17 protein-coding genes and 2 pseudogenes are annotated in these 19167 nt (G+C 64.7%); 14 read left to right on the forward strand and 5 right to left on the reverse strand.

Annotation, left to right across the window (positions count from 1 at the left end; genetic code table 11):
- Positions 1 to 2: 2 nt before the first annotated feature.
- From L0C60_RS00980 to L0C60_RS00995, 4 genes are read left to right on the forward strand one after another with little or no spacing between them, the layout of a single operon-like run.
- A complete protein-coding gene (locus L0C60_RS00980) occupies positions 3 to 1694 on the forward strand; it encodes an ABC transporter permease (protein ID WP_234507945.1) in 1692 nt (563 codons plus the stop codon).
- 9 nt (positions 1695 to 1703) lie between these two features.
- Positions 1704 to 2822 carry an ABC transporter ATP-binding protein gene (locus L0C60_RS00985; RefSeq protein ID WP_234507946.1) on the forward strand — a complete coding sequence of 373 codons (1119 nt, stop codon included), beginning with the start codon at positions 1704 to 1706 and terminating at the stop codon, positions 2820 to 2822.
- Between the two features lie 7 nt (positions 2823 to 2829).
- Entirely contained in the window at positions 2830 to 4158 is a 1329-nt protein-coding gene (locus L0C60_RS12875) for a sensor histidine kinase (protein WP_243092391.1), read from the forward strand.
- On the forward strand, positions 4137 to 4769 hold the full coding sequence (locus tag L0C60_RS00995) for a response regulator (RefSeq protein ID WP_234507948.1): 633 nt from the start codon (positions 4137 to 4139) through the stop codon (positions 4767 to 4769). The genes L0C60_RS12875 and L0C60_RS00995 overlap by 22 nt, the downstream gene beginning before the upstream one ends.
- Here the strand turns inward: L0C60_RS00995 and L0C60_RS01000 are convergent.
- The 5 genes from L0C60_RS01000 to L0C60_RS01020 all read right to left on the reverse strand — a co-directional run bounded on the left by L0C60_RS01000 (position 4748) and on the right by L0C60_RS01020 (position 10261).
- Positions 4748 to 6055 (reverse strand): GH1 family beta-glucosidase, encoded by a 1308-nt coding sequence (locus L0C60_RS01000; protein WP_243092392.1) that lies wholly within the window; start codon positions 6053 to 6055, stop codon positions 4748 to 4750. The two genes, L0C60_RS00995 and L0C60_RS01000, sit on opposite strands and share 22 nt — an antisense overlap.
- A gap of 10 nt (positions 6056 to 6065) precedes the next feature.
- Positions 6066 to 6923 (reverse strand): carbohydrate ABC transporter permease, encoded by an 858-nt coding sequence (locus L0C60_RS01005; RefSeq protein ID WP_234507951.1) that lies wholly within the window; start codon positions 6921 to 6923, stop codon positions 6066 to 6068.
- A gap of 3 nt (positions 6924 to 6926) precedes the next feature.
- Positions 6927 to 7853, reverse strand: coding sequence for a carbohydrate ABC transporter permease (locus L0C60_RS01010; RefSeq protein WP_234507953.1), 927 nt, complete (start codon positions 7851 to 7853; stop codon positions 6927 to 6929).
- Positions 7854 to 7890: 37 nt separating this feature from the next.
- The gene (locus tag L0C60_RS01015; RefSeq protein ID WP_234507955.1) at positions 7891 to 9195 is read right to left on the reverse strand and encodes a sugar ABC transporter substrate-binding protein; all 1305 of its coding nucleotides are present in this window, start codon (positions 9193 to 9195) and stop codon (positions 7891 to 7893) included.
- A 73-nt stretch (positions 9196 to 9268) separates the two neighbouring features.
- Entirely contained in the window at positions 9269 to 10261 is a 993-nt protein-coding gene (locus L0C60_RS01020; RefSeq protein ID WP_234507956.1) for a LacI family DNA-binding transcriptional regulator, read from the reverse strand.
- 120 nt (positions 10262 to 10381) lie between these two features.
- Between L0C60_RS01020 and L0C60_RS01025 the strand changes: the two are divergent.
- The 10 genes and pseudogenes from L0C60_RS01025 to L0C60_RS01070 all read left to right on the forward strand — a co-directional run.
- Positions 10382 to 10976 (forward strand): annotated as a pseudogene (locus L0C60_RS01025) (IS4-like element ISTth2 family transposase); the annotation flags it as partial.
- Between the two features lie 28 nt (positions 10977 to 11004).
- Entirely contained in the window at positions 11005 to 11142 is a 138-nt protein-coding gene (locus tag L0C60_RS01030) for a hypothetical protein (RefSeq protein ID WP_234507959.1), read from the forward strand.
- 129 nt (positions 11143 to 11271) lie between these two features.
- Positions 11272 to 12318: a D-xylose ABC transporter substrate-binding protein gene (gene xylF, locus L0C60_RS01035; RefSeq protein WP_234507961.1), complete on the forward strand. Its 1047-nt coding sequence runs from the start codon at positions 11272 to 11274 to the stop codon at positions 12316 to 12318.
- A 261-nt stretch (positions 12319 to 12579) separates the two neighbouring features.
- Positions 12580 to 13590: a sugar ABC transporter permease gene (locus L0C60_RS01040; RefSeq protein ID WP_243092418.1), complete on the forward strand. Its 1011-nt coding sequence runs from the start codon at positions 12580 to 12582 to the stop codon at positions 13588 to 13590.
- Entirely contained in the window at positions 13587 to 14336 is a 750-nt protein-coding gene (locus L0C60_RS01045) for an ATP-binding cassette domain-containing protein (RefSeq protein WP_234507965.1), read from the forward strand. Before L0C60_RS01040 ends, L0C60_RS01045 begins: the two co-directional genes overlap by 4 nt.
- Before the next feature lie 28 nt (positions 14337 to 14364).
- Positions 14365 to 14538: pseudogene (locus L0C60_RS12880) on the forward strand (winged helix-turn-helix domain-containing protein); the annotation flags it as partial.
- Positions 14539 to 14622: 84 nt separating this feature from the next.
- Positions 14623 to 15486, forward strand: coding sequence for an ROK family protein (locus tag L0C60_RS01055; RefSeq protein ID WP_234507986.1), 864 nt, complete (start codon positions 14623 to 14625; stop codon positions 15484 to 15486).
- On the forward strand, positions 15487 to 16650 hold the full coding sequence (xylA, locus tag L0C60_RS01060) for a xylose isomerase (protein WP_234507967.1): 1164 nt from the start codon (positions 15487 to 15489) through the stop codon (positions 16648 to 16650).
- Positions 16647 to 18113: a xylulokinase gene (xylB, locus tag L0C60_RS01065; RefSeq protein ID WP_234507969.1), complete on the forward strand. Its 1467-nt coding sequence runs from the start codon at positions 16647 to 16649 to the stop codon at positions 18111 to 18113. Before xylA ends, xylB begins: the two co-directional genes overlap by 4 nt.
- On the forward strand, positions 18114 to 19115 hold the full coding sequence (locus tag L0C60_RS01070; protein ID WP_326491140.1) for a M24 family metallopeptidase: 1002 nt from the start codon (positions 18114 to 18116) through the stop codon (positions 19113 to 19115).
- The last annotated feature ends 52 nt before the right edge of the window (positions 19116 to 19167 follow it).

The raw sequence follows: 19167 nt of genomic DNA on the forward strand, positions 1-19167 counted from the left end.
GCGTGCTGGGCCGGAGCCTCTTTTCGCCCAACCTGGCCCTTCCCCTCCTGGCGGGGTTGGTGGCGGTCTTGGTCTTGGCCCCCTTGGGCATCCTCCTCTACCAAAGCCTCCTCACCGCCCCCTTCTTCGCCCCGGTTAAGCGGCTTGCCCTCGAGGCCTACCGCTACCTCCTCCACGACCCCTACTTCTTTGAGGCCCTGAAGAACTCCTTCGCCATCGGCCTCGGCATGGTGGGGGTGGCCGTCCCCCTGGGAAGCCTCTTCGCCTTCCTGGTGACGAAGACGGACCTCCCCTTCGCCCGATTCTTTGAGCTCCTCCTCCTCGCTCCCATCTTCATCTCCCCCATCATCCTGGGCATCGGGTTCATCGTGGTCTTCGGTCCCTCGGGCCTGGTGTCTGGCCTGGTGGAGGCGGTCTTTGGCCGGGTACCCTGGACCATATACACCCTCCCCGCCATCGCCGTCATCGCCGGCCTTACCCACGTGCCCTATGTCTACCTCTACGTGGCGAGCACCATCCAGAACGTGGACGCTTCCCTGGAGGAGGCAGCCCGGGTGGCCGGGGCCAGGCCCTTCTGGGTGGCCCTAAGCGTCACCCTCCCCTTGGTCCGGCCCGCTTTGGTTTACAGCGCCGCCCTCATGCTCCTCTTGGGGTTTGAGCTTTTCGGCCTACCCCTCGTCCTCGGGGACGCCAAGGGCATCATGGTCATCACCACCTACCTCTACCGCCTCACCGCCATCACCGGCACCTCCGCTTACCACCTCATGGCGGCGGTGAGCGTGGCCATCGTGGCCATCGCCATGGCCCTGGTCCTTTTGCAACGCTACCTGGTGGGGCGGATGGAGGGGCGGTACGTGGCCATCGGGGCCCGGGGTTACCGCACGGAGCGGCTTCCCCTGGGCAGGCTCCGCTACGTCTGGGCCCTCCTTCTCGCCCTCTACCTCCTGGTGGCGGTGGTCCTCCCCGTGCTGGGCGTGGTCTTCCGGAGCCTGGTCACCAGCTGGGGGCCTGGGGTGGACCTCCGCGAGGTCCTCACCCTGGGCCACTACCTGGAGGTCTTCAAGCTTCCAAACCTCAGCCGGGCGGTGACCAACACCCTGGTGGTGGCCGCCCTAGGGGGGGTCCTGGCCCTGGGCTTTTACCTTCTCATCGCCTTGGGGATCCAGCGGGGCGGGGGGTATGGCCGGGTATTGGACTACCTGGCGGGCCTGCCTCGGGCGGTGCCGGGTATCGTGATGGGGCTCGCCTTCCTCTGGCTTTTCCTCTTCTTCAAGCCCATTGCTCCCCTGCGGAACACCCTCCTCGCCCTCATCCTGGCCTACACCGTGGTCTGGATGCCCTACGGGGTGCGCCTCCTCACCGCCGCCCTCCTCCAGGTGGGGCGGGAGGTGGAGGAGGCGGCGCGCATCGCCGGGGCCTCGCCGGTGAGGGCCTTCTTGCACGGCACCCTTCCCCTCCTCAAAGGGGGTATCCTCACCGCCTGGTTCCTCCTCTTCATCCAGTTCGTGCGGGAGTACTCCACGGGGGTCTACCTGCTCACGGCGGGCACGGAGGTGCTGGGGGCCCAGATCGTGGCCCTTTGGGGCACGGGGGCGGTGGACGTGATCGCCGCCCTGGCCACCCTCCAGGTGCTCATCGTGAGCGCGGTGTTTTTGCTGGCGAACCGCCTTGGGGTGCGGCCCCAGGGGCTTTGAGGTGCGGCCATGACGGAGAAGCGCACGACGAGCTTGCTCTCAGGGGTTAAGGGGGATGAGGCCCCCTTGGTGGTGGAGGCCCTGGAGGTGCGGCTTGGGGAGAACCCTGTCCTCAAGGGGGTGGACCTCACCGTGGCCCCCGGGGAGGTGGTGGCCCTTTTGGGTCCCTCGGGCTCCGGCAAGACCACCCTCCTCCGGGCGGTGGCGGGCCTGGTGCGCCCGAGCGGGGGCCGGATCGCCCTGGGGGACACGGTTTTCTTTGACGGAGGAAGGGGGGTCTTCCTGCCCCCAGAGCGGCGGGACCTGGGCCTCGTCTTTCAGTCCTACGCCCTTTGGCCCCACCGCACGGTCTTTGAGAACGTGGCCTATGGGCTCCGGCTTCGGAGGGTGCCGGAGAAGGAGGTGCGGGAGCGGGTGCTCCACCTCCTGGACCGCCTGGGGCTGACGGGTCTGGAGGGGCGCTACCCCGGGGCGCTTTCCGGAGGACAACAACAACGGGTTTCCCTGGCCCGGGCTCTGGCCTACAACCCCAGGCTCCTCCTTCTGGACGAGCCCCTCTCCAACCTGGACGCCAAGCTCAGGGACCAGGCCCGGGTCTGGCTCCGGGAAACCCTAAAGGCCACGGGCAAGGCCGCCCTCTTCGTTACCCATGACCAGGCGGAGGCCATGGCCATTGCCGACCGCATCGCCCTCCTGAACGAGGGCCGGGTGGAGCAGGTGGGGACGCCCGAGGAGCTTTACCGCAACCCCCGAACCCTTTTCGTGGCGGACTTCCTGGGCAACCCCAACGTGGTGGAGGCTCTGGTGGTGGTCGTGGAAGAGCCTTGGGTGCGGCTAGAGCTTTCCGGCTTCCCCGTGCGGGCACGCGCCATGGGGCCCCTGGTCCCGGGGAGGCTTGCCAAGCTGGTCCTCCGCCCCGAGGCCTTGCGCCTGGCGGGGCCTGGGGAGGCGAACGCCCTGGAGGGGGAGCTTGCCCATTCCCTCTACCTCGGGATGCACCACGAGCACTGGGTCAGGGTGGGGGAGGCCCTTCTTAGACTCCTTAGCCCCACGCCCCTTCCCGGGCCCAGGGTGCGCCTGGCCTTTGACCCCGAGGCAGCCTTGGCCTACCCCGCCCAGGGGGGATAATGGCCTCGTGGTGCGCGCCTTGGCGGTGCCGCTCCTGGCCCTGTGCTTGGGCTTAGGGGTCTTGGAGGCCTTTCGGGCAAATGGGCTCCTGTCCGAAGCCCTCCTGGCGGAAGCCCGCCGGGTGGCCGAGGCGGGAGCTTTGGGGGTGGCGCTGGAGCGCTTGGGTGGCCGGCTTACCGCTAGCCCCCCTAGCCCCTTGCCCCTCTTGGGGGAAGGGGTGGAAGGGGTAGAGGTGGGGCCCACGGGCCTTAGGGTTTGGGTCGCCCGGCCTTCGGGTCCCGTGGACCTTGTGGTGGAGCGGGCCTACCCCCTCTACCTTCCCGCCCTGGGGCCTTACCTGGTCCTTTTCCTCCTCGCTTTCCTCTGGGACAGGGCCCGGGTGCTGGGGGAGGTGCAGGGCCTACTGGGACTTTCCCTAGGGGCGGCCAAGGAGCGGCTTGCGGCTTTGGAGGCGGCCCTTGCCTCCTTGGAAGAAGGGGTGGCCATCGTCCGGGGTGGGCGCGTGGTCTACCTCAACCGGCGCGCCCTGGCCCTCCTGGGGTTGCCCGAGGGGGCCATGACCCCCTTGGCCCTGGAACGGGTGTGGCCGGCCTTGGCGGCGGCAAGGGGTGCGGAGGTCCTGCCCCTTCCCGGGGGCCGGCCTGCGAGGGTGCGGGAAAGCGCCTCCGCCGGGTACCAGGTGATCGTCTTCCAGGACCATGCGGAACTGAGACGCCTTGCGGAAAGCCTCACGCAAAGCCGCCGCCACCTGGACCTTTTGCGGGCCCAGACCCACGAGTTCCAGAACTTTTTGCACCTCCTGGGGGGTCTTTTGGAGCTCGGGCGGGTGGAGGAAGCCCTGCGGCTTTTGCGGAGCGAGGGCGAGGTGGAGGCACGGCTGGAGGAGGTGCTCGCCCGGGTGGAGCTTCCCCTTTTGGCGGCCCTCCTTTTGGGCAAGTGGCGCCGGGCCCAGGAGCTGGGCGTGGAGATGGCCTTGGAGGGGCATCTCCCTGCCCGCTACGCCCCTTTTGGGGACCTATTGGCCTCGGTTCTGGGCCAGCTTTTGGAAAACGCCCTCGAGGCGGCAGCCCAAAGGCCCGGGGGCCAGGTGCGGCTCCGCTTCCGGGCAGAGGAGGAGGGCCTCTATGTGGAGGTGCGGGACAACGGCCCGGGGCCTAAGGGAGAGGTCCTCTTCCAGCCGGAAGCCAGCGGCCGAGGGGCGGGCAGGGGCTACGGCCTGGCCCTGGCCCGTACCCTGGTGCGGGCGGCAGGGGGGGAGCTGGGGTACCGGCGGGAGGAGGGTTGGACCGCTTTCTGGGTAGCCTTCGGTAGGCTATGGACCGAGCGCTCATCGTAGAGGACGATCCTCGGGTGGCCTCTTTGCACCGGGCCTTTCTGGAGGCGGAGGGGGTCCAGGTGGTGGGGGTTGCAGGTAGCCTCGAGGGGGCCCTCTCCGCCCTGGCGCTGGAGCCCGATCTGGTCCTTCTGGACCTCTACCTCCCGGACGGCCACGGGCTGGACCTCTTGCCCGCCCTGGTGGGCACCTACGTCATCGTCATCACCGCTGCCAAGGACGTGCCCACCGTGGAGCGGGCCCTTCTGGGCGGGGCCATGGACTACCTGGTGAAGCCCTTCGGGCAAAGCCGTCTGAAGGAGGCGCTAAGCCGCTACCGCGCCTTCCGCGCCCTCAAGAAGAAGGACGAGGTTTCCCAAGCGGACCTGGACCGCCTCCTCGCCCGCAGGCGGACGCCCAAGGGTCTGGACCCCCTTACCCTGGAACGGGTGCTCGCCCTCTTTCAGGGCCGGGAGACCCTCACCGTGGAGGAGGTGGCCCTGGCCCTGGGCCTCTCCCGGGTCACCGCCTGGCGCTACCTGGAGGGGATGCGGCGGGAAGGGCTCTTGGAGGGAGAGGTGGACCCTCGGGGCCAGGGGCGCCCCCTGAGGCGCTACCGCTTGGCGGGGGGTTGAGCCGCCTCCCCCCCGGTCCTTTCCCGGTACCAAAAGGCGCTCCGCTTGGGGATGCGCCTGCCCGAGGCGAAGTCCACGTAGAGGAGCCCGAAGCGCTTCGTGTAGCCGTGGGCCCACTCAAAGTTGTCCAGGAGGCTCCAGACGAAGTAGCCCTTAAGGGGCACTCCTTCGGCCTTGGCCTTCAGGGCCGCCTCCAGGTGCGCCTCCAGGTAGGCCACCCGCTCGGGGTCTTCCACCACCTCCTCCCCCCGCCAGAGGTCCGGGTAGGCGGCCCCGTTTTCCGTGATGAAGAGGGGCCAGGGGGTTTCCTGGGCGAGGCGCTTTAGGAGACGGTAAAGCCCCTCGGGGTAGACCTCCCAGCCCATGGCCGTGGTGGGCCGCTCCGGGGGGAGGTAGCGCACGGGATAGGGGCCCTCCCCCCGGGCCACGCGGGCCCGGGTGTAGTAGTTCACCCCCAGGAAGTCCAGGGGCCTTGCCATGCGCTCCAGGTCCTTGGGGTGGATGGGCACGCTGGGTGGGTTGGCGAAGGGGCTTTCCGGGTAGCCCCGGCCCAGGAGAAGGTCCAGGAAGAAACGGTTGTGGTAGCGGTCCGCTCGGTCCACGGCCTCCTCGTCCTCTCCCTCCACCCAGGTGAAGTTGAGGACGATGCCCACCTGTTTGGCCCCGGTTGCCCGTAGGGCCTCCACCGCCAGGCCGTGGCCCAGGAGGAGGTGGTGGGCGGCGCGGAGGGCGGCCTCGAGGTTCCTGAGGCCCGGGGCGTGCTCCCCCGTGAAGTGGCCTAGGAAAGCGCTACACCAGGGCTCGTTGAGGGGAGCGAAGTAGGGCACGCGGTCGGAAAGGGCCCGGGCTACCAGGGCGGCGTACTCGGCGAAGGCGTAGGCGGTCTCCCGGCTCCGCCACCCGCCCCGCTCCTCCAAGGCCCAGGGGAGGTCCCAGTGGTAGAGGGTGAGGAAGGGGGTGATCCCCTCCGCCAATAGGGCGTCCACCAGGCGGTCGTAAAAGGCGAGGCCCTTGGGGTTAATGCGCCCCTTGCCCTCGGGGAGGATCCGGGGCCAGGCCACGGAGAACCGGTAGGCCTTTAGGCCCAGCCAGCGCATCCAGGCTATGTCCTCCCGAAAGCGGCGGTAATGGTCGCAAGCGGGTTCGCCTGAGCTCCCGTCGCGGATGGCTCCTGGGCGTTGGCTAAAGACATCCCAAATGGAGGGGCCCCGCCCGTCCTCCCTCGTGGCCCCTTCCACTTGGTAAGCGCTGGTGGCCGCTCCAAAGAGAAAGCTTTCCTTTTCCACAAGATACCTCCTATCCCTTGACCGCCCCCGCCGTGAGGCCCTGGATGAGCCAGCGCTGCACCAGGAAGAAGAGGAAGAGAACGGGCAGCGTGGCCACGGTGGCGGCGGCCATCACCAGGTCGTAGCGGTTTTGGAAGTTACCCACAAAGTTGCGGATGCCCACGGGAATGGTGGCGGTGGCCTCGGTGGTGAGGATTTGGGCGAAGAGGAGCTCGTCCCAGGCGGTGAGGAAGATGTAGACGGCGGTGGCGGCGATGCCCGGCAGGGCCAGGGGCAGGATTACCCGGTGGAAGGCTTGGAAAGGGGTGGCCCCATCCACCAGGGCTGCTTCCTCCAGCTCCTTGGGTATGGAGGCGAAGAAGCCCCGGAGAATCCAGATACTCATGGGCACAAAGAAAGCGGTGTAGGTGAGGACCAGGCCCGAGTAGCTCCCCACGAGCCGCACCTCGAGGCCCCACGCCTCCCTGGCCCAGTTCTGGAAGGCGATGTACATGATGTAGATGGGGATGAGGAAGAGGATCCCCGGGATTACCTGGGTGAGGAGCACGCTTCCCCCGAAGAGCTCGGCTCCAGGGAAACGGAACCGCGCCAGGGCGTAGCCCGCCAGGGTGGCCACCCCCAAGGCGAAGAGGGTGGTGAGGCCGCAGACCAAGAGGGAGTTCTTGAGGTACTGGAAAAAGGGCAGGGCCCGCCAGATCTCCAGGTAGTTGCCCCACTGGGGCACCTTGGGGAAGAGGCTCCCCGTGGCCGCCTCCAGCTGGGTCATCAAGGAGGTGTTCACCATCCAGAGGATGGGGAAGAGTTGCCCTGCTAGGCCTAGGACCAGGACGCCCCAGGCGCCCCACGCAAGCCAACGTTCCTCGCGCACCGTTCACCTCGCTTTCAGGTCTTCCCGGAAGACCCGGTACCAGAAGAGGATGAGGAGGAGGGTCAAGAGCATGTACAGGGTGCTGGCGGCAGCCCCCAGGCCGAAGTTCCACATGCCGAAGGTGTTCCGGAAGAGGTTGGTCATGAGGAGGTCCCCCCATTCCCCGGGATAGCCGGCCCCGTGGCCGAACATCATGTAGACGATGTTGAAGCTGTAAAGCGTGCCGAGGAGGCCGTAGAGGAGCAGGATGGCCGTCACGGGCCGGAGGAGGGGCCAGGTGATGTGCCGGAAGCGTTGCCAAGGCGTGGCCCCATCCACCTTGGCCGCCTCGTAGAGCTCCTGAGGGATGGTTTGGAGGGCCGCCAGGTACGTGACCATGACGAAGGGCCAGCTCCGCCACACCGTGGGGAGGACGATGGCGAAGAAGGTGAGGGGGCCGATGAGCCAGTGGGGCTTCTCGGGCAGGAGGTGGAGCACGTCCACGAGGAGGGTGTTGATCACCCCGTTTTTGAGCCACATGAACCCCCACAGGAGTCCCACCACGTAGCTCGGCACCACCCAGGGGAGGAGAAAAAGGGTTCGCCAAAGCCCTCTAAGGAGCAGGGGTCGGTTGAGCACGTGGGCGAAGAGGAGCCCCAGGGAGAGGGTGAGGGCGTTGACCACCAGGGCGTAGAGCAGGGTGGTGCGCACGGCGTAGAGGAAGCCCGTGCGGAAGGTGGACTGGGGGTCAAAGAGGATTTCCCGGTAGTTCGCCAGGCCCACGAAGGGGGCGCTGAGGTAGAGCCTTAGGGTGCTTAGCTTCAGATCCAGGAACCCCATGTAGATACCCTGGAGCATGGGGCCGTAGTGGACGAGCACCATGCCCAGGAGGGCGGGAGCCACGAAGAGGTAGGCGAGGCCGTGGCGTTGCCAGAATTTTGCTAGACCCATGATGTTTAAGGAAGGGGGGCATACGCCCCCCTTTCTGCTACCTCAAGGCGCTATTGATGGCGGCGGAGGCCTTGTCCATGAGGTCCTTCAGGCCTTCCTGGGTAAGCCGCTTCTGCGCCACCAGGTCCCAGGCCATGCCCAGGTGTTGCACCGCCAGGTTCTCCACCCCGCCCCAGCCTGCCAAGGTGGGGTAGGTGCGGCCGAACTGGGCCGCCTGGACGAAGACCCGCATGAGGGGGTTCCCCTGGACCTCGGGGGCGTTCCAGGCGGCGCGTAGGGCGGGGAGCATGCCGCTCATGCGGGCGTAGGTGACCTGGGCCTCGGGGCTTCCCAGGTACTTCAGGAGCTCCTTGGCCAAATCCTTGTTCTTGGAGAAGTTGAAAAGGGCCAGGTTGGAGCCCCCGAAGAAGGTGTACCGCCCCCTGGGGCCTGCGGGGTAGGGGGCTACCCCCAGGTTCTTGGCGGCTACCCGCTCGGCGAACCCCCCCTTGGCCTCGGGCACCTGGGCCCGCTGGATCATCCAGGGGCCGCTGGCGAAGACGGCGCACTTCCCCGCCTGGAAGTCGGCCTCAATCTGCGCCGTGTTCTTCTCCAGGCTTTCGGCGGGGACGTAGCCCTTTTGCGCCAGGGAGAGGAAGAAGTAGAGGCCCTGGAGGCTTTCGGGGGTGTTCAGGGCGCTTTGCCACCTTCCCTGCGCCTGGCGCACCACATCGCCCCCTGCGCCCCAGATCCAAGGGGCGGCGTTGTGGAGGACGTCCCAGGAGTTCTTGCCCGGGGTGCACAAGGGGGCGAGGCGCCCCTTGGTTTCTGGGTCGGTGAAGGAGGAGGCGGCGAGCCGGGCAAGCCCCGCCTCAAAGTTTTGCCAGTTGGCGAACATCTGGGAGGGGTTCACCCCCGCTGCCTGGAGGGCGTCCGTCCGGTAGTAGAAGGCCCTGAGCTCGGAGAACCAGGGCAGGGCGGTGGCCCTGGTGCTTCCCGCCAAGCGGGTGGTGTTCCACACGGCGGGCAGGTAGGCGTTTTGCCCGCCGAGGGCCTGGAGCACGTCGTCCAAGGGCTCCAACACTCCCATGGCGCTGATGGCCCCCACCCAGGTGGTGCCGAGCTGGGTGATGTCGGGCCCCACGCCGCTCGTGGCGGCGGCGGTGATGCGGGTCCAGGCCACGCCCCAGTCCAGGACCGTGACCTTTACCTGCACGTTGTTGGCCCGTTCAAAGGGAGCCACCAGGGCCTTGAAGTCCTCTGCCGGTTGGGCGCTGTTGGGCATGATCCAGACCTCGAGGGTCCGTTGCGCAAGACCGAGGGAAAGGGCGAAGAAGAGTGTTGAAAGCGCTTTCTTCCACATAGAAACCTCCTTCTAGGCAAACCCGTCCCTTGGGACGGTCCGAAGGCCTAAAGCCGAAGGGCCTGCGTTTCCTTCAGGCTCCCACCTCCTTCACCGAACTCCTTTCCACCAGCTGGAGGGGGATGGGGAAGAGGGTGGGCACTTCCCCTTCCAGCAGGGCTTTCAGAGCTTGGGCCAGGGCGCGGCCTATTTCCCGTGCCGGCTGGCGCACCGTGGTCAGGGGAGGGATCTGGTAGGCGGCCAGGGGAATATCGTCAAAACCCACCAAGGAAACGTCTTCCGGAACCTTGATCCCACGCTCATAGAGGTAGAGCCGGGCCCCTATGGCCGTCTGATCGTTGGCGGCGAAGACGGCGGTGGTATCGGGAAAGCGGGCGAAAAGCTCCTTGGTCGCCTCGTAACCCCCATCCTCTTGGAGGTTGCCGTAGACCACCCGGGGTGCAAGCCCCGCCTCCCGCATGGCCTTGCGGTAGCCTTGGAGGCGCTCGCGCACGTCGGCGCCGCCGCGGTGGCTGGAGATGTGGGCAATGTGGCGGTGCCCCTTCTCCAGGAGGTACCGGGTGGCCCGGTAGGCGGCTTCCCGGTTGTCCAGGACCAAGGACCAGGTCTGGGGCCCCGTGAGGGCCTGGCCGAAGGCCAGGACGGGGACGCCTAGGGGCTTGAGGGCGGACTCCTCCAAGGAGGTGCCGAGGAGGACCACCGCCTCCACCCGGTGGCCCCGGAGGAAGTCCAGGGCTTCCAGCTCCCGCACCAGGCTCCAGTGCCCGGGTACGGCGATGGGGCGGAAGGGGGTGGCCTCCAGCTCCAGGGTGATGGCCTCGAGGATGGGCCCATAGAAAGGGCTCCCGAAATCGGGCAAGAGGATGCCCACGGCGTACGAACGCCCCTTGGCCAAGCTTTGCGCCAGGGGGCTTGGCGTGTAGCCCAGTTCCTCTATGGCCTGGAGCACCGCCCGAACCTTTTCCCGGGACACCCGGGCGGTGCCGTTGAGGACGCGGGAAACGGTGGCAGGCGAAACCCCGGCGCGGCGGGCCACCTCGGCGATGGTGGGGTGCGTGCGGGTCATGGTTTGGAACCTAGGGTAGCACGGCTTGAAAGCGCTTGCAAGAGGGGTCAAGGCTGAGCTCTAATCACTTTGTTCCGTAGGGGCTTGACAAGGGAAAACAAAGAGGGGGTTGTGTAAGGTATGCGAACCCACAACCCCCTCCTCCAGGCTACCACCACCTGGGTCCACACGGTCTTCCATCCCCTCAGAAAACCCGCGCGCACCAACTTGGCCCTCTTCCTCTCCGCTCCCCTTGACCCGACCCTCTCCAACCTCGCCCGCAGAACCCCCCTGCCCACCCTCGCCCAAAGCCGCCTCAACCGCCTCTGGCGCTTCCTCCACCACCCCACCCGGCAAAACCCCTGGACCCTCACGGCCCACCTCCTCCTCCTCGCCCCCCGCCTCGCCTAAGGAAGCCTGCTTCCCATCCTCGTGGACTGGACCCCAGGGGAGGATGGGAAGCATCAGGTCCTGGTGGCCGCCCTCCCCAAGGGAGGGAGGGCCCTGGGGGTGGCCTTCGCCCTCCATCCCCTCTCCCCCTTCCCCAGCCAGAGCCGGGTGGAGGAAGCCTTCCTCCTCCGCTTGGGCCGCCAGGTCCAGGCCCTAGGGTATGTCCCCCTCTTCCTCCCCGACCGGGGCTTTGACCGGGTCTCCCGGATAGGCAGGAGGAACGAGCATGGGTTTCCTCCTGGGGCTACGGGGCCACCGGGAGGGGGAGATGGAGAAGGGGGAACGCTTCCTCTCGGGACCTAAAGGGGCAGGGGGTGGTGCGATCTGAGGGGCATAGCCTTTTCCGCCTGGCTTGCCTCCTTCTGGCGGAGGGTCCTCCTTCCCTGCAGGGCGTGGTGGTGCGGGTGCTTGGGGGTCTTTCCCGGCAACTGGCACGGGGGCGGGGAAAGTGATGAGAGCTCAGAGGCCGGGGGGGTTGACATTTGGGATGTTCCGCGATACATTTACTTTGAGTCGGGAAAAAAAAGAAAGGCTTCTCAAACTCCTGGTCAACCCCTTCCCGGCTCGGTAGGAGGTTGCGTATGCGGAATGGGTGGCTTGGTGTTCTGGTGCTGCTGGTGTTTGCAGGTGGGGTTTGGGCCCAACAACGCCCCTTGGTAGTAGGTGTAAGTTGGGCCAACTTCCAGGAGGAGCGTTGGCGGCGGGATGAAGCGGCCATCAAGGAGCAGCTGGCTCGCATGGGCGCTCAGTATGTGAGCACCGATGCGCAAAGTTCTGCAGAAAAGCAGCTTAACGATGTGGACAGCCTTATTTCCCGAGGGGTAAACGCCCTCATCATCCTCGCTTGGGACAAGGACGCTATTCTTCCTGCGGTCCAAAAGGCTCGCGCAGCTGGCATCCCCGTGGTGGCTTATGACCGCCTAATTGCCGATCCATACGCCTTCTATATTTCGTTTGACAACGTGGAGGTGGGGAGGCAACAAGCCCGTGCTGTGTACCAGGTGCGGCCTCGAGGGAACTATGTCTTCATCCTAGGTGCGCCCACGGATCCTAATGCAGATCTGTTGCACCAAGGACATCTTGAAGTCTTACAACCTGCCATTGACCGGGGTGAGATTCGCGTAGTGGGCAAACAGTATACGGAGGGTTGGCGTCCGGAAGTTGCCCAGCGCAACATGGAACAGATTCTGGCAGCCAACCGAAATCAAGTGGATGCAGTGGTAGCCTCCAATGACGGTACCGCAGGGGGTGTGATTGCGGCCCTGGCTTCGGTGGGGTTGGCCGGGCGTGTACCCGTTTCCGGCCAGGACGGCGATTGGCCTGCTTTGAACCGGGTGGCTCGAGGATTGCAGACCGTAAGCGTCTGGAAGGATGCCCGAGAGCTTGGACGTCGGGCTGCAGAGATCGCAGTGCTCCTAGCTCGGGGGACTCGTCCGGACCAAATCCCGGGTGCTCAGAGGTTCCGCGTTCCGGGGGATCCTAGAGGTACCGTGGTGAACGCAGTGCTGTTGCGGCCTATTCCTATTACACGCGACAACTTGCATATCGTCCTCGAGGCCGGTTGGATCACGAAAGAAGCGCTTTGCCAGGGTGTAAGCGGGCCGCAGGCGCCCGCAGTTTGCCGCTAGGCCTAAGGGGGCTCAGGGGAAGTCCCCTGAGCCCCTTTTGGAGGAGCCATGAACGCCATGTACCCTTCAGATAAGGTAGGGAAAAGTCCCCGTGCCGACATGGGCACATACTCGCAAAATGCCTTCCTTCTTTTCGTTCTAGGACTTCTCTGGATTGTCTTTCATCTAATGACCTTGGGCCAACCGGGCAAGTTTCTATCCCCCCAAAACCTTTGGAACCTTTCCGTACAAACCGCCGTGGTAGCCATCTTGGTAGGGGGAATGGTCCTGGTCATTGTGGCCCGGCAGATTGACCTTAGCGTGGGATCGCTTTTGGGTTTCACCGGGATGGCCATGGCTCTTTTGCAAGCGGTCCCGCCCATTGGCCAAGGATGGCCCTGGCCCCTAGCCCTTTTGGTGGGCCTGCTCCTGGGGGCTGGGGCGGGCCTTTTACAAGGGTATCTGATCGCCTATCTTGGGGCTCCTTCCTTTATCGTTACCATGGCTGGGCTCCTTGTTTTCCGTAATGCTGCCTACTTGATTGCCGAAGGTCGGACCGTAGGCCCTCTTCAGGACGAGTTTCTGATTCTGGGCGGGGGACTCCAAGGTTCGATCGGGCCTTTTTGGTCTACGGTGGTTACCCTTCTGGCCTTGGCCTACACCCTCTGGGCTGTATGGCGTGGCCGGTGGCTTCGGCAACGCCATGGTCTTTCCGTGCGCCCCCTTTGGGTGGACCTCGCTGTAACCCTCTTCCTGGGTTTGGTTTTTGGGAGCTTTCTCTGGGTCATGAACAGTTTTCCTCACCCTGTTACGGGCCAAGGCCGGGGGATCCCTGTGCCCGTACTCATTGCCCTTGGTGTCCTCGTGCTTCTCCATTGGGTATCCCAGCGCACGCGTTTTGGCAGGTATGTGTACGCTATCGGCGGCAATCCTGAGGCGGCCCTGTTAGCGGGCATTCCTGTTCGCCGTGTCCAAGTTCTGGTGTTTGGTCTAATGGGCTTCCTCGCCGCCCTGGCTGGGGCAGTGCAAGCGGCACGACTTGCCTTTGTGCCCACGGGCATGGGCACGCTGCTGGAGCTGTACGTGATAGCTGCTGCTGTGGTGGGAGGTACTTCGTTGGCTGGGGGAAGCGGAACCATTCTTGGGGCGGCGCTGGGGGCCTTGATCATGTCTAGTCTGCAAAACGGTTTGGTGTTAATGGGCGTCCCTACAGAGTGGCAGAACCTAATCCTAGGTGTGGTCTTGGTGGTGGCTGCCGTGTGGAACGCTAGGTTTCACCGGAGGCGGACATGAGCCTACCGCTGTTGCGCGCGGAAAACGTATCCCTACGTTTTGGTGGGCTGCAAGCTTTGGACAGGGTATCCTTTGATCTCCACGAGGGCGAGGTTCATAGCTTGGTGGGGCACAATGGGGCGGGAAAGACCACCTTCATCCGGGTCTTAGCGGGGGTTTACACCCCACAGGAAGGGAGGATCCTCCTGCGGACTGGGGGCGGGCTCGAGGAGGTGCGCTTTACCTCCCCAAGAGATGCGCAGCGTTTTGGCATTGAAACCATTCATCAGAACCTGGCCTTGGCTGATAATTTGGATGCAGTAGCCAACGTTTTTTTGGGTCGGGAACGCGTTCGGCATCTTTCTCTGGATGAGGAATTCATGGAGACGGAGGCGAGAAGGGTATTGGAGCGGGTAGGAGCGAGGCTACCTTCCCTCAGGGTCCCGGTGCACCGCCTCTCGGGGGGCCAGCGCCAAGCGGTGGCCATTGCCCGGGCCCTACTCTTCCGGGCAAAGGTCCTGATCATGGATGAGCCCACCGCCGCCCTTGGCCCGGGGGAAACGGCTCGGGTCAAAGCGCTCATCCGCGCTCTCCGCGAGGAGGGTCTGGGTATTGTCCTCATTAGTCACGATCTCCACGACGTCTTTGACCTAAGCGACCGGATTACGGTGATGAAGGGAGGCAGGGTGGTGGGAACGGTGCGGGCCTGCGAGAGCACCCAGGAGGAGGTGTTGGGGATGATTTTGGCTGGAGAGCCCAAGAGGTAGGCAGGGATTTGGGAAAATGCGGACCAGTATGCCTAACGCTTCCGAAATCCCCAAAGGCGGTACCCGGCAGCTTCGTCGTTGGCACAAGGCTAGGATTCTGGACCTGTTGCGTAAGCAACCCGGGCTTTCTCGGAGCGACCTAGCCAGACACCTAGAGCTCTCTCCCTCAGCCGTTACGGAGGCCGTGGCCGAGCTTCTAGAAGAGGGCCTCCTCTTGGAACGGCCCCTCCCTCCCCAGGGCCAGGGCCGGCCTTCCATCGCCCTCGAGGTAGAGGGCGAAAGGAACGTGGTCCTTGCCTGGGAAATAGATGTGGACCGGATGGCGGTGGCCCTTATGAGCCTAGCGGGGGACGTGCGGGTAAAGACGGTCCTGCCCCCGGCGCCGAGGGACCCTCAAGAGGCGCTAGCCCTTTTGGCGGCAACCACGTACCCCTTGCTTTCGGGCAGGCGGGTTCTCGGCGTAGGCGTCGCTGTGCCGGGCCTTGTGGAACCCGAAGAAGGTCACTTGACCCTAGCACCCAACCTGGGCTGGCAAGACCTGGCCTTGGGGGAGATGGCACAGAAGGCTCTGGCAAGCTTGGGGCTTGCAGAAGTTCCTCTCATAGTGGAAAACGAGGCGAATGCCGCAGCGTACGGCCTTTATGCCTTGGGGGGGTGGGAGGTAGGCCACTGCGTGTACCTGAACCTGGGCGTAGGCGTGGGAGGCGGCGTCGTGGTAGACCGGAAGGTTTACCACGGGGCCCGTTTTCACGCAGGTGAGGTGGGCCATATTCCCCTGAACCCCGATGGGCCTTCCTGTGGTTGTGGCAAACAAGGATGCGCCGAAGTCTATTTGAGCTTTCGCCGGTGGAACGCGAACGCCTCCAAGGAACTTCTGGCGGAGATAGGGGACAAGCTGGCGCACCTTTGCGCCATCGTGTTGAGCACGCTAGATCCGAACCTCATCGTGCTAGGAGGACCTTTGGTGGGGGCCACAGGGGAGGAGCTTCTTCGCGAGGTTCGTCAAAGGCTCCCTAAATACGCCTTGCGGGTTCACTCTCCTGAGCAAGTTGTTCTTTCCCCTTTTGGGCGGGAAGCCGCTCTTCTGGGGGCAGGCGCTTTGGCTGCTGCCCAGTTCATAGATCAAATGGCTTTTGTGGAGGTGGTTTAGATGTACGAGCCTAAACCGGAGCACAAGTTCACATTTGGACTTTGGACGGTGGGTAATGTGGGCCGGGATCCCTTTGGGGATGCGGTTCGGGAAAAGCTTGATCCAGTTTACGTCGTGCAGAAGTTGGCGGAGCTTGGGGCTTATGGGGTGAACCTGCACGACGAGGACCTCGTCCCCAGGGATACGCCGCCTCGGGAGCGGGACCAAATCCTTCGTCGGTTTAGGAAAGCCCTTGAGGAAACCGGTCTCCGGGTCCCCATGGTTACCGCAAACCTCTTTTCCGACCCTGCCTTCAAGGACGGTGCCTTTACGAGCCCAGACCCATGGGTCCGGGCCTATGCGCTTCGCAAGAGCTTGGAAACGATGGACTTAGGCGCGGAGTTAGGAGCGGAGATCTACGTGGTTTGGCCCGGGAGGGAGGGAGCGGAGGTAGAAGCTACGGGCAAAAGCCGTCATGTGTGGGAGTGGATGCGGGAGGCGCTCAACTACATGGCTGCTTACGCCAAGGACCAAGGTTATGGGTACCGCTTCGCTTTGGAACCAAAGCCCAACGAACCTAGGGGCGACATCTATTTCGCCACGGTGGGAAGCCTTCTGGCCTTTATCTACACCCTCGAGGACCCTGACCGCTTTGGCCTCAACCCCGAGTTTGCGCACGAAACCATGGCAGGGCTAAACTTCGTCCACGCAGTGGCTCAGGTCCTGGAGGTGGGTAAGCTTTTCCATATAGACCTTAACGATCAGAGGATGAGCCGGTTTGACCAGGACCTCCGCTTCGGCGCAGAAAACCTGAAAGCTGCCTTCTTCTTGGTAGACCTCCTGGAGCACTCCGGCTACCAGGGTCCCCGCCATTTTGACGCCCATGCCCTGAGGACAGAGGATGAAGAAGGGGTTTGGGAATTTGCCCGGGGATGCATGCGTACGTATTTGATCCTAAAGGAGAAGGCCCAGGCCTTCCGGCAGGACCCCGAGGTTCAAGCCTTGCTTGCGGAGTATTACCGGGCGGACAAGGAAGCCTTGGCCCTTCTTGGCTCCTATAGCCGGGAAAAGGCGGAGGCCTTGAAGCGTGCGGATATTCCCTTGGAAGGGGTGCGGCGAAGGGGATACGCGTTGGAGCGGTTGGACCAACTTGCGGTGGAACACCTTCTCGGGGTACGCGGATGAAGGCGGTTGTGGGGCTGGACTTGGGTACCAGCGGGCTGAAGGGGGTGATTCTGGACGAGAGGGGCCAAAAGCTGGCCGATGCCCGGGCCAGCTATCCCCTGCATGTTCCCCAACCGGGTTGGACCGAGCAGGATCCCCGCGATTGGGCGAAGGCCTTGAGGGAGGTCCTCGAGGCCCTCACGTCCAGGCTCCCCCAAGTAGAGGTGGTGGCTATCGGTCTTTCTGGGCAGATGCATGGGGCCGTGTTCCTTGACCGGGAGGGGGAGCCAATACTTCCGGCTCCTCTTTGGAATGACCAGCGCACGGCGGAGGAGGCCAAGTGGATAGAGGAGGTGATCCCTCGTCCCGAGCTGATCCGGCGCACGGGCAATCCGGCTATCACCGGTTTCCAACTCCCCAAGATTGTTTGGCTTAAGCGTAAGCGTCCCGACTTGTTTCGGCGGGTCTATAAGGTGTTATTGCCCAAAGACTACCTGGGTTTCCTCCTTACCGGGAACTGGGCCACGGAATACTCCGACGCTTCCGGCACCGGGGCCATGGCGATCCGGGAACGGGTTTGGGACGAAGAGCTGCTTAGGGCGCTTGGGCTAGCCGTTTCCCTTCTCCCCGACCTTGGGGAAAGCCACCGCGTGGTGGGAGGGCTCCGGCCGGAGTGGGCTCGAGCGGTTGGTCTCAGGACAGGTACCCCCGTGGTGGCGGGAGCCGGGGACAACGCCGCCGCTGCCATTGGGCTAGGGGTTTCCCGCTATCGGCCGGGCACCGGTAGCGTTTCCTTGGGCACGAGTGGGGTCATCTTCCTTCCCATTGAAGCGCCTTTGCCCGATCCTGAGGGACGGATCCACCTTTTTTGCCACGCTGACGGTGCCTACCACCTTCTAGGGGTAACCCTGAGCGCCGCGGGGAGCTTGGAATGGCTTCGCCGACTTTTCCCCGAGGTTTCGCTAAAGGAGCTCCTTGCGGAGGCGGAGAAGGTTCCTTTGGGAGCGCAGGGGCTTTACTTTCTCCCGTTCTTGGCGGGAGAGCGGAGCCCCTATTTGGAGCCGGCGTTGCGGGGCGCTTTCTTGGGTCTTTCCTTGGTGCATGAACGCGGCCATTTGGTGCGGGCGGTCCTGGAAGGGGTGGCCCTAAGCTTAGGGGTTGTTTATGAGGTAATGCGTTCCTTGTCGCAAGCCGAAGCGTTTCTGGTCACCGGCGGAGGTTCGGCCTCTAGCCTTTGGCTAAGCCTCTTGGGAGGAGCTCTACAGGTTCCCCTTTACCAGGTTGTGGGCGAGGAAGGAGCTGCCCGGGGAGCGGCCATCCTGGCTATGGTAGGGGGAGGGGTGTACCCGGACCTCGAGGCCGCCCTTCAGGCAACCCGGTTGCCGGAGGTAGCGGTAACCGAGGTAGATCCAGGCGTTCGCCAGCTTCTTCCAGAATACGAGGCCTGGGTGTCCATGCTTCTGGAACGTTATCGGAGGTCCTAAGTGCTTGGCGAAAATCTAAATAGGCTCCGGCTTTGGATGCGAACCCAGGGGTTCTCCCGCTTCTACGTCGCCCGCCCTGAGAACTTCGCCTGGCTCACCGGGGGTAGCAACACCCTGGGGTTCGGGGAGGGGGTGGCGTACTTGGAAATCGGGGAAGAGCTTCTCCTTCACACGAGCCGCATAGAACACCCCCGGATGGCGGAGGAGGAGGTCCCCGGGCTTCCCGTGCGAGTGCACCCGTGGTACGCCTTCCCGCCCCCGGGTAGCCCGAACGACCTCGAGCACGACCTCACGTTCCTCCGGCTCACCCTCTCCAAGAAGGCGCAGGAGGCCTTTCACCGCCTGGGAAAGGAGGCGGCGGAGGCGGTGGGGGAGGTGGTCCGGGGGGCAAAGCCCACTTGGAGAGAGCGGGAGCTAGCGGGGGCCTTAGCCGAGGCCCTCTGGGGACGAGGAATCCGCCCGCAACTCCTCCTGGTGGCGGGGGAGGAGCGGCTTTTTCGGCACCGCCACCCCCTGCCTAAGGACCGGCCCCTGGGGCGGAGCTTCATGGCGGTGGTTTGCGCCGAGCGGGGAGGTCTCGTTGCCAACCTCACGCGGATGGTCAACCTGGGGGACGGGGAGGTGGAGGCCCGCTACCGCAAGGTTTTGGAGGTGGAAGAGGCGGCCTTGGACGCTTCCCGGCCGGGGGCCAAGCTGGGGGAGGTTTTCGCTGCCCTCCAAGCGGCCTACGAGCGGGTGGGCTTTCCTGGGGCCTGGGAGGAGCACCACCAAGGGGGCGTGGGCGGGTACCGGTCCCGGGAGGCCATCGCCGTGCCGGGCCACCCTTTGACCCTGGAGGAGGGGATGGCCTTGGCCTGGAACCCGAGCCTTGCTGGGGCCAAGGTGGAGGACACCTTTCTCCTGACTGGGGAGGGGCTTCTCAACCTGACGGAGGATCCCCGTTGGCCCACGGTGCGGGTGGGGGGCAGGGCCAGGCCTGACCTTTGGCGGGGAGATGGGTGAGGCCCGAGAGGGGCATCGGGTGTTCTCAGCGCAACCCGTGGACCACGCCCCC

Origin of the sequence: Thermus hydrothermalis, from assembly GCF_022760925.1 — a bacterium.
Classification (GTDB): Bacteria; Deinococcota; Deinococci; order Deinococcales; family Thermaceae; genus Thermus; species Thermus hydrothermalis.